Origin of the sequence: Paenibacillus glacialis (assembly GCF_001637205.1) — a bacterium.
GTDB lineage: Bacteria > Bacillota > Bacilli > Paenibacillales > Paenibacillaceae > Paenibacillus_AQ > Paenibacillus_AQ glacialis.
On record NZ_LVJH01000048.1, the window covers coordinates 41,142 to 54,379 of the forward strand.

14 protein-coding genes are annotated in these 13,238 nt (G+C 41.7%); 12 read left to right on the plus strand and 2 right to left on the minus strand.

Translation table 11 applies throughout. The annotated features are described in order from the left end of the window. The 9 genes from eutD (at position 1) to PGLA_RS19825 (ending at position 6,364) form a co-directional block, all read left to right on the plus strand. Entirely contained in the window at positions 1-636 is a 636-nt protein-coding gene (gene eutD, locus PGLA_RS19790) for an ethanolamine utilization phosphate acetyltransferase EutD (RefSeq protein WP_068536179.1), read from the plus strand. Between the two features lie 18 nt (positions 637-654). Beyond that, on the plus strand, positions 655-1,338 hold the full coding sequence (locus PGLA_RS19795; protein ID WP_211269592.1) for a TIGR02536 family ethanolamine utilization protein: 684 nt from the start codon (positions 655-657) through the stop codon (positions 1,336-1,338). 12 nt (positions 1,339-1,350) lie between these two features. Beyond that, positions 1,351-1,623 (plus strand): EutN/CcmL family microcompartment protein, encoded by a 273-nt coding sequence (locus tag PGLA_RS19800; RefSeq protein WP_044877363.1) that lies wholly within the window; start codon positions 1,351-1,353, stop codon positions 1,621-1,623. Then, on the plus strand, positions 1,616-2,161 hold the full coding sequence (locus PGLA_RS19805; protein ID WP_068536180.1) for a BMC domain-containing protein: 546 nt from the start codon (positions 1,616-1,618) through the stop codon (positions 2,159-2,161). The genes PGLA_RS19800 and PGLA_RS19805 overlap by 8 nt, the downstream gene beginning before the upstream one ends. Before the next feature lie 21 nt (positions 2,162-2,182). Further along, positions 2,183-3,289: an ethanolamine utilization protein EutH gene (eutH, locus tag PGLA_RS19810; RefSeq protein WP_068536182.1), complete on the plus strand. Its 1,107-nt coding sequence runs from the start codon at positions 2,183-2,185 to the stop codon at positions 3,287-3,289. 384 nt (positions 3,290-3,673) lie between these two features. Further along, positions 3,674-3,727, plus strand: coding sequence for a hypothetical protein (locus PGLA_RS29180; RefSeq protein ID WP_245700195.1), 54 nt, complete (start codon positions 3,674-3,676; stop codon positions 3,725-3,727). A 487-nt stretch (positions 3,728-4,214) separates the two neighbouring features. Then, complete coding sequence (locus PGLA_RS19815) at positions 4,215-4,967, plus strand: class I SAM-dependent methyltransferase (protein ID WP_068536183.1); 753 nt, start codon at positions 4,215-4,217, stop codon at positions 4,965-4,967. A gap of 278 nt (positions 4,968-5,245) precedes the next feature. Then, positions 5,246-5,461 (plus strand): hypothetical protein, encoded by a 216-nt coding sequence (locus PGLA_RS28610; protein ID WP_068536185.1) that lies wholly within the window; start codon positions 5,246-5,248, stop codon positions 5,459-5,461. 93 nt (positions 5,462-5,554) lie between these two features. Further along, complete coding sequence (locus PGLA_RS19825; protein WP_068536187.1) at positions 5,555-6,364, plus strand: GNAT family N-acetyltransferase; 810 nt, start codon at positions 5,555-5,557, stop codon at positions 6,362-6,364. Between the two features lie 283 nt (positions 6,365-6,647). Here the strand turns inward: PGLA_RS19825 and PGLA_RS19830 are convergent, their stop codons facing one another. Together PGLA_RS19830 and PGLA_RS19835 are read right to left on the minus strand one after the other, a co-directional pair. Further along, positions 6,648-7,670, minus strand: a complete 1,023-nt coding sequence (locus tag PGLA_RS19830; protein ID WP_068536188.1) for a serine hydrolase domain-containing protein — start codon at positions 7,668-7,670, stop codon at positions 6,648-6,650. 68 nt (positions 7,671-7,738) lie between these two features. Further along, a complete protein-coding gene (locus PGLA_RS19835) occupies positions 7,739-8,563 on the minus strand; it encodes a MerR family transcriptional regulator (protein WP_068536405.1) in 825 nt (274 codons plus the stop codon). 301 nt (positions 8,564-8,864) lie between these two features. Here PGLA_RS19835 and PGLA_RS19840 point away from each other — a divergent pair, with 301 nt between their 5' ends. From PGLA_RS19840 to PGLA_RS19850, 3 genes are all read left to right on the plus strand, one after another. Continuing rightward, the gene (locus PGLA_RS19840) at positions 8,865-11,045 is read left to right on the plus strand and encodes an MMPL family transporter (RefSeq protein ID WP_068536190.1); all 2,181 of its coding nucleotides are present in this window, start codon (positions 8,865-8,867) and stop codon (positions 11,043-11,045) included. 140 nt (positions 11,046-11,185) lie between these two features. After that, positions 11,186-12,412 (plus strand): sensor histidine kinase, encoded by a 1,227-nt coding sequence (locus PGLA_RS19845; RefSeq protein ID WP_068536191.1) that lies wholly within the window; start codon positions 11,186-11,188, stop codon positions 12,410-12,412. Continuing rightward, the gene (locus PGLA_RS19850; RefSeq protein ID WP_068536193.1) at positions 12,409-13,059 is read left to right on the plus strand and encodes a response regulator; all 651 of its coding nucleotides are present in this window, start codon (positions 12,409-12,411) and stop codon (positions 13,057-13,059) included. Before PGLA_RS19845 ends, PGLA_RS19850 begins: the two co-directional genes overlap by 4 nt. Positions 13,060-13,238: the final 179 nt, after the last annotated feature.

Consider the following 13,238-nt stretch of genomic DNA (forward strand, 5'->3'; position numbering starts at 1 on the left):
TTGAATAATCAACTGCTAGAGAACATCGTGAATGAAGTGTTAAAACGCGTGCAGGAAGAGACGTACATCGACATCGAAGCGTCGGGCAAGCATGTTCACTTGAACCGGGAAGCGATTGACGCCCTGTTTGGAACAGGTTATCAATTGACGAAAGCGCGCGATCTTTCCCAGCCAGGACAATACGCCTGCAAGGAGCGCGTCACGCTGATCGGGCCCAAAGGAGCATTGCATAATGTTGTAATACTCGGACCGGAACGCAAGGAATCGCAGGTGGAAATTTCGCACTCGGATGCCGTCGTACTGGGAGTGCCAGTGCCGGTGAGAGAAAGCGGCAAATTGGAAGGAACTCCGGGTATCGTAATCGCTTCTGGTACCAATATGATTCGACTGGATAAAGGGTTGATCGCGGCCCAGCGCCATATCCACGTAAAGACGGAAGATGCTGAAAAATATGGTTTGAAAAACGCAGAAATCGTACAAGTTAAGGTACTTGGTAAGCGTCCGCTCATCTTTGACGACGTGCTGGTACGGGTCAGTTCTAACTATGAAACGTACATGCATATCGATTATGACGAAGCCAATGCATGCGGCTTTGCGAAAGGCACCAAAGGGAAAATTTTGAAAAAGAGCATCTAGATCTAGGAGTGTGAAATAATGAATATACAAGCTCTGGATAGGGAAGCGCTCATTCAGACGGTAACGGAGGAAGTCTATAAGCGAGTGCAGCAGCGTCAGGCAGCACAAACGATGCCGACCGTCAAACAAAAAGCGGTTCTTCTGTCTGCTGAGCCCGCATCTGAGCTGGAGAATATGCTGAACGAGCATTATGACGTGCAGTATTATGATGAGAGCATCAGAGACTGCGAGCTGGTTGTCATTCCCAAGATTTGCATTCAGCTGCTGTCCAACCTCGCCAACGGCATAAGCGCGGGCAACCGTGAACGATTTCTTTTGACCATGCTTTTAAAAGGGAAAAAGGTTGTCGCTTTGGAAGAAGGACTAGCTTACAGGAAATATAAGCCGACAGCGCCTGTCCTGCTATACAAGCTGTATGAAGGACAGGCGGATAAACTCTGCAGCTTCGGCATTCGGTTTGTCCCAACCATGGAGTTGCTGTCTGCTTGTCTGGAAAATGCAGAGGTGGCAGATGTTCATACGGAACTCGAGGCTACGCCCTCTGGGCTGGAAGTTCTGTCTAGGAAAGTTATTACCGAAGCCGATCTGAAAAAATACCACCTCCGCAATATCAGAGAGATTGTGGTCGATCGAAATAGCATTATTACCCCGCTTGCGCAGGATTATTTAAGAATGCAGCAGATGAATATACACAGAAGATAGCGAGGTGAGTCTATGATCGTAGGAGAAGTTGTGGGTAGCTTGTGGGCTACCCGTAAAGATAAGAAGCTAAACGGTCTTACCTTCCTGGTAGTGAAACCGTTCTCGTATGATAAACAGGTTCAGCACGAATACTTTGTTGCCGCGGACAATGCGGGAGCAGGCATTGGTGACACCGTTCTCGTGACGAAGGGAAGCGCTGCCAGAATATCCATAGCGAGTGCAGACGCGCCCGTTGACGCCGTCATCGTAGGTATCGTCGACTCCCTCGAGTTGCCTCATGAGTAGCGCCATCGGTGTCGTCGAACTGCGCAGCATTAGCAAAGGTTATGAGACCGCCGACCGCATGCTGAAAACATCTTCTGTGCATGTACATCATCTCAAGCCCATTTGTCCGGGTAAGTTTCTGATTATCATCAGCGGTGATACCGCAGATGTCCAAGAAGCGATGGACTTCGCAAAGGTGGATGCTAACGATTTCAGAATCAGCGATTTTGTGCTGCATGGCGTTCATCCTGAGATCGTAGAGGGCTTAAAAAAGCGCTATTCCCCCCAGCCTATAGACGCGATCGGAATTATGGAAACGTCTACGGTATCTTCCGGTATTTTTGCGTTGAACAACGCCTTGAAGCAGAGCGATATCCATGTCAAAAGAATGAACCTCGGCATGGCGATTGGCGGTAAGTTCCTAGCCGTGTTTACAGGAAGTGTCAGCGACGTGGAGCAAGGGATGAAGGTCATTCTATCCTCCATGGATGAAAAACGGATGGTTCATTATTCCGTGATACCATCCCCAGCTGAAGAAATAAAAAACCATTTCAAATGAGAATGGAGGAGATCGTCGCATATGGAAATCAATGAGATTATCATCTACATCATGGTTATTTTCATGGTTTTGGGTGCCATCGACAAAAGCATTGGGTACAAATTTGGATTAGGTCATCAATTTGATGAAGGGATTATGGCGATGGGATCGTTAACACTGGCGATGGTAGGGATTATTTCGTTATCACCCGTATTGGCCAAGCTGTTAAGTCCTATTGTCGTACCCTTGTATACCGCGTTAGGAGCAGACCCGGCTATGTTTGCGACCACGTTGTTAGCCAACGATATGGGTGGATTTTCACTAGCACTTGAATTGGCAAATAATCCGGATGCAGGCATGTTTGCTGGAGTTATTCTAGGTGCAATGTTGGGTCCAACCATTGTATTTATCATTCCGGTTGCGCTCGGCATTATCAAAAAAGAAGATCATAAATATATGGCGACCGGTGTGCTTGCCGGCATTGTGACGATTCCGATTGGCTGCTTGACGGGAGGATTGGTTGCCGGTTACTCTATCTCCATGATTTTGTCCAATCTGGTACCGATCATTCTGTTTGCGGCTCTGATCGTGCTCGGCTTATGGAGGTTCCCGCAAGGAATGATCAAGGGCTTCACCATCTTCGGAAAGTTCATTGTTATCGTGGCGACGCTGGGACTCGCGGCTAGCATTGTGCAACAGCTTACAGGCATCACGATCATTCCTGGCCTTGCTCCGATTGATGAAGGAATCAAGATCGTCGGGGATATTTCGATTGTGTTGGCAGGCGCCTTCGCGATGGTATTTGTCATTACGAAAGTGTTTAATAAGCCATTGATGAAGCTGGGTAAAATGCTAGGCATGAATGAGATCGCGGCAGCAGGCTTAGTGGCCACGCTGGCCAACGTCATCCCGATGTTCGGTATGATGAAAGACATGGATGCTCGTGGTAAAGTCATCAACGTGGCCTTTGCCGTATCTGCCGCATTTGTGTTCGGGGATCACCTTGGTTTTACAGCTGGGGTAGCCAAAGATATGATTTTTCCAATGATTGTCGGAAAACTAGTTGGCGGAATTACGGCTATTTTTGTTGCAATATACCTGTCCAAAAAAATGATGGTAGAACCGAAGCTGGAAGGGCAGCAGAAGTAAGGCGTGTAAGAACCACTCACTAAGCATTTTTTAATTCATTTTACATGGTGTTGCCCCTTACTTTATGAATTATATTCTATATAGTGCCAAAAGGTCGGTCTCTTCGGAGACGGACCTTTCTGTTTTAATCAAAAAGTTGAGTACAAGATTAGGAAAGAATAAAGAAGATGATTGAGAATTAATAGGGGGATTATTTTTATAATGAAGGCACGACCAAAACAAGCCTTAAAAACATAATATAAATAGAATATAGAACGCTTGTACGGAGTTCAGTTAACAGGTAAAATATAGATTCAATCGAATCTTGGGTGGCATGGTTTCCCTTCGAAAGGAGGTGAAGCTATGGAAGTAAAAGAAGCTTTGACGATTATGTTCCTTTTCGGAATGTTTATCCTTGCACTTCTAACACACATTAATTCAAACAACAAGAGAAAGTAAAAACCGACCCTAAGGTTGAAGTGACCCCGTAAATTAGTAGTATCTAATGCAGATTAATGGTAGGCTTTATCCTATTTGATAATAAAGTATATTCTGATGGGTATTATTGGATACTTAGATTTATGATTGATGAGAGATTTCAAGGTAAGGGCTATGGGAACTCAGCCATACATTCATTACTAAACTTAAAAATGGAAACGATTGCAATGAAAGTAGAGGACTGCAGTGACCCAATATTAAGCTACAAAATATAAAGGTAGATATCCTCTACATGTTTATCATGAGGTCGAATAGATATGCTAGCTAAATCGAAGAAGCCGATTTCTTCAGATAACATCGTATCTATGCTGTGTCCAGTCGCTTTGTTCCTTTAAGGTGAAGAGGATTCGTAGATACCCAAACGTTATAGGAATCAGCGAACATCTTAAAAACCTCTATAAGCAATTATTTCATTGATGCTATTCAGCTAGTGGGGAGGAAAATGAAAATGAATGAACAAAGCAGCAAAAATAAAAAGGCTTGGGAATTTAGAGCTTATGAATTTTGGAACAAAAGAGACGGTTCTCCACAAGGAAAAGCTAATAGAATATTAGAAAATCCTAAAGCATGTCTTAAAAAACATAAACAGTATTTTGACCATATCGAAGGGAAGAAGATTGCCAATCTTTGTGGTTCAAACGGTAGAAAAGCAGTTCCATTAGCTTTGTTGGGTGCAGAAGTAACCGTATTTGATATCTCAGAAGAAAATAAAAAATATGCATTAGAATTGGCTAAATATGCAAACACCTCGATTGATTATATTGTCGGAGATATTTATGATATTAACTTAACAAAGTATGGAGATTATTTTGATATTCTTTATTTAGAAGGAGGAATATTACACTATTTTAATGATATAGATACGTTCATGTCTATTCTCTATTCATTACTAAAGGATAATGGGGTAATGGTTCTAAGTGATTTCCACCCTTTAAGAAAGTGTATTGTTGAAGATCCTGAAACTCTAACTCGACCTGGTTACTTTGACCAGGAATTACGTAATGGAGACTTAGCATATAAGCATTATTTTGATGAAAAGGAGCAACAAGATTTTCCAGATGTTTCTGTTAGGTCGTATACCCTTAGTGAAATTATAAATTCGGTAATCACATCTGGTTTTAAATTACAGAAGTTTGATGAACATCGCGGTTGGGAAAATGAAAATATTCCATGGGAATTTACTATTTTAGCTATAAAATAGCTAAATCTATTATTCAGCTAACGGAGAATGATAGATAATGATAACTAAAGTTGAGGGTATTACAAAGAAAACTATGACATCCTATAACAATGCATTTATGTGTCTTTGCTGACGTTCCTCAGTCGCTAAGGTGGATCTCAAGGGAGTAGATTCAGGCTACACCATCCAACCGGCTAAGTCCGTCGGACGAGTCGATACGCTTCTTAAGCCGTATGGACGTCGGTAATGCGGAAACGTTAAATGAAAAGTGACGCAAATATATAATAAGGGTGAAGGCGATGACTGTTGGAAGAAAGGTCTTTGCTTTTAAAGATATATCACGTATCGATCCAATAAGTAAACAAACCAGAGAAGTTCACATTAGCATATATTATCCTTCAGAACTCTTGGGGAATAAGCCGAAGTATACTACTTTACTTGAACCTTGTACCCCGTCTTGGGTCGCTAAGTGGGATATCGTAGAAGCAAATCAACTGACACATTCAATCAGCTAAGCCTAACGACCAGTTCCTTCGGTCACTTAAGTCACTTGGACGTCAGAAATGCAGGAACGGTACAAGAAAACTATAAAAGGGGGAGTGTGTATAATGCTAGAATTACATTTTGATAAATTTACTATTGTAGAACCCTTCTTTAGTAATAAAAAGAACTACATCCCAGCATTATCAGTTATCCATGGAAACTATCCTGGTAGGGTATTTGTTGATAACGAACAAAAACCTAATATTGCAATTGTATGGGCAATTGGTAGATGGATGTATTTAGAGGGTAGTTTAACATCGGAGAAAAACAAATTAGATGTGAGCAGTTTTTTACAGAATATAGTAATACCTGATTGTAGAGAACGTAAAACAAATTGGTTTGAAATTTATACTTCCGATGATGAACAATGGGATGCTCTATTTTTAGAGGAAACACAATATTTAAAAGTGAATAAGCATTATGAATCAGTGTATACACTAAATTTGAATAAATTTAATCAAGTCAAAAAATCAATTGCTTCAGTAGAAGATGAAATAGAAATAAACATTATGAATTTTGATATATTACCTGAATCATTGCATCATTGTTCATACATTAGCGATGAGTTTAAGACTAAAAAAAGCTTAGGGGTAGAAATAAAAAAAGAGAATCAAGTAATAACAATTTGTAAAAATAATGGCTTTATATTTAGGAATGAATATTTCATTGATGTGGATACGTTTGTTAAAAAAGAGCGAGGAAAAGGGCATGCAACAATTGCCGCAATTCAATTAATTGATCTCTTACTTGAAAGTAAAATGTACCCTTTGTGGGAGACCATGCATGAAAATATTCCATCGCATAAACTAGCTTTAAGGCTAGGATTTGAAGTAAATGAAAACTATCCAGTGTATGCTTTTATAACTGAAACATAAAAAGATACATCCAGCTATGTGACAATTCGAAGGTCGGGACATCTTATACCACTTTATTCAAGCTACTGGAATGTACCCTTGATCGAGTAGAAAAATGATTAGCGGAGGCAGCATAAGAAATCAACTGCCAAAACTGCGGTTTTTTTATTATGTCGCAGTTTTGACAGCTCTGCTGTTGGTTGATATAAGCTATGATGCTTAACATTTCTATCTATTAATTTATCTATTAATTTTTCGAGATTAGGTCAGTAAAATATCTTTGCCAGACTTGGTGGTAATAAGTTCAGTCTATGACAGCCGGGATAATATGTTCCTTAATCAGTGTCCACCGATCACGAGGATTCATGATGAATTCTGATGCAATGGCTACGACTAGGTTCTTTTCTGGAATGCAACAAATGACATTACCGCCATCGCCTAGTGCTAGGTATGCAGAAGCACCATCCTCTTCGCGTAACCACCATAGATAACCGTAATTATTGAGGTTCATCGCTGTTGATTCGTCAATCCATGTCCCCGAAATAATCTGATTATTGTCCCAATTGCCACGGTTCAGATATAGAAAACCAAAACGTGCCATATCACGGGGATTTAACGTAAGTCCCCATCCTCCTGTGGAGTTACTGTTTGGGTCTTTAACCCATCCTTTCACATTGTTCCCGAATAAATCCTCAAACCCAAATGATTTCATTTCATAATCCGGGATTTCTTTCATGCCGATGGGTTTAAATAAGCGTTCGTTAGCAAACTTACGGGCACTTTTTCCTATGCTACGAGTGATGATAGCTGAAAGCAGGTGCACCCCTGCGGTGGAGTACTTAAAAGTTCCAATGTTCCCTTGTTGACCCAGCATATCCAAAGTATACTTTACCCAGTCAGGTTGCATACACATCTTGTCCAGCGGTTCGTGCCAGTCCTCAAATGGATAGGGAGCTGTCATCGTGAGAAGATGGCGTATGGTGATTTCTCGTTTCTGCCTATTAGCAGCATCGGGAACATATTCGGGAAAAAAATCCAGCACCTTTTGGTCTACATTTTTTATATATCTTGCATCTATGGCAATACCAATGAGGGCAGATATTATGCTTTTCGTTACAGATGTCACATGGTGCGTATTATCCGGGCCACAGCCATTATAATATCTTTCGTAAGCAATATATCCATTTCTCACAACAACAATACCGTTTATATTACTGTATTCGGACTTTATCACAGGTTCAAGCTCTGAAAGCTTTTCAGGGTCCATTTTCAAGCTTGTTGGGTCTACGGCTTGCCATTTTGTAGTTGGCCAATAGTTTCTTTGCATTATAGATACCTCCTAAAAGATATTTTTTTATTTTGTTTAGCGAAGGTTAAGGAAAATAGGTCTTGCACCTATTTTTTCTTTACAGGAAAATAAACTTCTGTAACAACATTCTCAGGAACGGTGGCTTGATTGGGGTTGGTTACATATACTTCATATGGTGAATTCACCAATTCATATCCTTCATCTTCTACCCATTCCCTTAGCTTGGCATATACCGATGTCAATTCGGAATATAAACCCTTTAAAACAGACTTCGCACATAGGCCTCCAGGCAAATCTCTCGTTCCCTTTACAGTCTCCTCTATCGGGATGGCAAACTCTGTATCATTGCCGGCAGGATTGTATTCAGGGCTGTGATAAATCGTCATCGGCGTACCAAATAAGGTGAGTTTCTCCGTAGCGATCTTTTTATATAGCTTGCTAAAATACTTTCCATATCCCTGAGCATAGTCATCACTACTCATCATCTGACGCATATAAAGGATATTCATTGGCTGGGTTTCAACAAGTTGTACTTCTATCATGTCAAGGTATGACATGATTGGTGTGCCCTTCTCTAAATTTAAAATATCATTACTCATTTGTTGTATGGTATATTCAAAAGCATTTAGCTTCTCTTCGATTTCCCTTCTCTTGCGATGAAGGGCAGCACTAAGCATCTCTTCTGATAGATCCTCTTCCCATTCCAGAACGGCTTTGATTTCTTCCAGAGAAAAATGATAGGATTTCAAACGGTTGATAAAGAGCATCTTTTTTAGTTGCCTGATGGAATAATACCTATAACCGTTTTCAGGATTGATCTCATCAGGATTAATTAATCCAATTTCATCATAATATCGAAGCGTTTTTGTAGACACTTCGCATATCTTTGAGAATTCTCCAATCGATAGCAAGAGGTCACCTCCATTCTTCATATTTTTATACGGATTAAATGCTTTAAACATCGTAACTTTGTTCTATTCTACTATCCACCTTACCCTAAGGGTAAAGTCAACTGCAAAAATATTGGTGTTTCTTTAGTTAGGCAATCAAGAAAGCAGGCTTGTGCCTGATTTTTAGGTATGTATCCGTCATGGCTTCCCTAAAGGGCATGCCCAAAAGTACATTCTGTGAATGCCCACATGTACGATTTCAAACCGCTGCTTGGACGTTATAATGACAGATATTCATTCAAGTAGAGGAAGGTGATTACGCATGGCAACGCTATTGTATAAACTTGGAATTTTTGCTGCTCGAAAAAGAAAGAAAGTCTTGTTTGGAAGTTTAGCAGTACTCATTATCGCCGTTTCTCTTGGTCTCGGTATGGGAATAAATTTAAACGGTGAAATGACCATTCCCGGCACAAAATCTGAGGAAGCGATGAAAGTATTGAAAGAAGAGTTCTCACAAGGAAAAGGCCCTGAAGGCGGCACGATCCAAGTGATTTTCAAAGCCCCTGACGGTCAAACGCTAGAGTCGGAATCAACGCAAAAAATGATAGCTAAGACGCTAGAGTCTATATCACAAGACTCTGAGATCGCATCGATCGTCAGTCCATATGAGGCTGGAACAATTGGTTATAGCAGAGAGATTGGATATGCGGTAATTACGTACAAATCGGAGGCGACTCAAGTCACCGATGCATCAAAAGAACACGTATTGGAAAGTGTAGAGCAAGCGCGAAGCGAGGGCTTGCAGACTGAACTCGGAGGAAGTGTGGAATTCACCCAGCTTGAAATAGGCGGAATATCCGAGGTCATTGGCATCATTGCCGCATTTATGATCCTAGCCATAACATTCTCATCCTTGCTCGCTGCTGGGTTACCTATACTAACTGCATTAATAGGACTGGGAATCGGCGTCATGTCTGTTATTATTGCTGCTAATTTTATCGAAATGGCATCATTTTCCTTGATTCTGGCCATCATGCTCGGATTAGCTGTCGGAATCGACTATGGCTTATTCATTACTTCGAGATACAGACAAAATCTTGTGGAAGGCAAAGGGGTAGAGGAGTCCATTGCGCATGCCAATGCTACCGCCGGCAGCGCCGTTGTTTTCGCTGGATTGACGGTTATCATTGCACTTGCTGGATTATCAGTAACGGGAATTCCATTCATTACTGTCATGGGCATAGCGGGAGCATTTACGGTACTTGTAGCCGTAATAATCTCCGTCCTAGTCGTTCCAGCGCTACTTGGATTTGCAGGTGAACGGATTCGTCCGAAGTCGAAAGCTACTTCCATTCAGGAGCCCCCTAAAGTCAATGAACATTCAAATCGTTGGGGAAGATTCATCACGAAGTATCCTTTACCGATCGCTATTGCGGGCATTTTATTGTTAGGAGCAATAAGTCTGCCTGCAATGCATCTACAAACGGGGATTCCGGATAAAGGTTCTAAATCGACCGAATCAACGGACCGCCGTGGGTATGATTTGATCGCGGAAGGGTTTGGGCCCGGTATGAACGGACCGCTCGCTATTATTCTTAAAGCGGAGACAACTGACAAAGCGCAAGCGACATTTACGAAGGTAGGGAAAGAACTTAGCGAGCTGCCGAATGTGGCAATGGCAACTCCACCGGTTACGAATGCAACGGGCAAAGTAGCTATGGTAACGATTATCCCTGGAACCGATCCAAAAAGTGAGAAAACAACCGATTTGGTTCATTTGATCCGCGATAAGGCGGCTGAAATTAAGCAACAGGATCAAGTTGAGGTTATGGTTACAGGTTCAACGGCAGTAAATATTGATATATCCGAGAAATTAAATGGAGCTTTTCCTAAATTTGCAGCACTGATTGTGGGACTAGCATTGATTCTTCTCATGATGGTATTCCGCTCCGTCTTAGTTCCGATCAAAGCCGTGTTAGGTTATCTCCTTACGCTTACGGCAACACTTGGATTCGTCGTATTAGTCGTTCAGGATGGCAACCTGTCCAAGCTATTCGACATACCTGCAGCCGGTCCTGTACTAAACTTCTTACCTATTTTGACTGCAGGCATTCTATTCGGCTTAGCCATGGATTACGAGGTATTTCTGGTCAGTCGCATGCGCGAAGAATTTACCCATTCGGGAAATGCGAAGAATGCCGTATTGTCTGGTCTTAAAAATAGTGGCAGCGTCGTAACGGCAGCCGGTCTTATCATGATTGCCGTGTTCGCAAGCTTCATCTTTGTCGAAGATGTCATGATTAAATCAATGGGATTGGCATTAGCGTTCGGCATATTGTTCGATGCATTTATTGTACGGCTGACAATCATGCCTGCGGTCATGACCCTTATGGGGCGATCGGCTTGGTATCTTCCGAAATGGCTTGAACGCATATTGCCAAATATCGATGTTGAAGGAGAATCCATTAAGAAAGAATCGGAAGTAAAGAGAGAAATCATCTAGTGGAATCGAATTGAAATCTGCAAATTTGTGCCCAATCGTACATGAGTGTATTTGCCCTGATGTACGATTTTTTATGTTTACTATAAGGTAAGGTATAATAGAAACCATGTTATTACTACAAGAACGAAAGAGGAGGACACATGGAAACGGGAAACGAGTTCAAGCAGTGGTCGCAAAAAAATCAATATAACGACTTACCCGATGCCATGTTTAATGCCAGAGTTCCGAGCATGACTTGGGTTTTTTTCATTTATTTCATATCCATGATTGTACAGGTTCTGCACGAGCCGTCGTTTATTTCTTTGTCCTTCTTTTCGGGATTGATGCTTCTCCATGCCTCATTAATTTGGCAATTCTCATCTCTTACGGAAAAATATCCTTGGGTCTATTTCATGATTCAAGGCCTGATTATTCAGGGATGTGCGCTTATTATGGATCAAGCCACTTCTATGCTATTACTTGGAATGTATCCCGTTTTGACGGGTCAAAGCGTTGGTGTCTACAATCACAGAATCAAAATGGTAATGATGTCCGTTTTGTACTATGTTTTATTCCTATCGACTTTCTTCATTTTGGGACAATCCGCATTGTTGGTTTTAATGTCGATCTTGTACGTGATGATGACCGTCATTTTCGTTTCTTTTGCCGATTTATTTCTAAAGCAGGTTCATGCTCGGATCCGTACCCAAACCTTTCTTGAAGATCTGGAGCGCGCACATCGCAAGGTTGAGGAATTGACATTGGCGAACGAACGCCAACGAATGGCTCGGGATTTGCATGATACGTTGGCCCAAGGTCTGGTGGGTATCATTATGCAGCTGGATGCGGTCGACGCGCATTTGACGAAAGGCAATTCCCAAAGAGCTCATGAAATCGTCCAGTATTCCATGGTTCATGCAAAGAAAACGTTATCGGAAGCCAGGTTAGCCATTGATAATCTTCGTTCAAAAACGTTTGCAACCGTCGACTTTTCAGATGCCATTCGCGAAGAAATAGAAAGATTCAAGAATGCGACAGGTATTCAAGTATTTCTTGATATGAGCATGGATGGCAGCATACCCAAGTTAATGATGGAGCATGGACTTCACATTATAGGCGAATGCTTAACTAACGTTGCCAGGCATGCTGAAGCCAGTCATGTGTGGGTATACATTCGCATAGAGGACGAGAACATGAACCTCGAAATAAAAGATGATGGGAAAGGCATGGCTTCGAATCAAAAGGACTCCATTTCTGGACATTACGGACTAATCGGTATGAAGGAGCGCGTTCGCATCTTAGGGGGATCGCTTATCATAACCAATAATATCCCTTACGGAACTTTGATAAAGATGGAGACATCCGATAAGAAAGGAGAGAGTTCATGAAATACAACGTGCTTATCGCTGATGATCACCTTGTGGTAAGAGAAGGGCTAAAGTTTATTATTGAGACGAATGACAATTTTCAAGTCGTCGGAGAAGCGGCAAACGGAGAGGAGGTCCTGAGATTATTGGAGTCATTAACGCCGGATATCATTCTTATGGACTTAAATATGCCTATAATGAGCGGATTGGATACCATGAAAGAGCTAAAGGAAAGGAACATCCATATCCCTGTTGTGATATTAACAACTTATAATGAAGATGAACTGATGATAAATGGGCTAGAATTGGGGGCAAAGGGATATCTTCTGAAAGATACCGGAAGAGATCATCTATTCCGCACGATCGAATCCGCGGTTCGCGGCGACACGCTGCTACAGCCTGAAATTATGGCAAGAGTATTCGCGGCAAGGAGCAAACGCCATGATGCGCATGATACGTCTTCAAAGCAAACGGTGCTCTCCGAGAAAGAGCGAATCGTTCTTCAGGCCATTGCACGCGGTTATCGAAGTAAAGAAATAGCTGGCGATATGGGGATATCCGAGCGTACGGTCAAAGCTCACTTGACGAACATCTATAACAAACTAGGAGTGGATTCTAGATCCCAAGCGGTTGCTGTCGCGATCGAACGGGGTATCGTTCAGTTATAAGATTAAAGAAACGGAAAAGAAAGGTAGATCCCATTGACGGAGAAGAGGCTAAACCCAAGAGGGATCGTCAGAATCTAAAAGGAATATTTGAAGAGTATTATGATAGGAAATTCTAGGAATCCGTCAACGTCTTTTAACATAGTACTCCTACATCGTCGCTACCGCTTCTTAATCAAAGA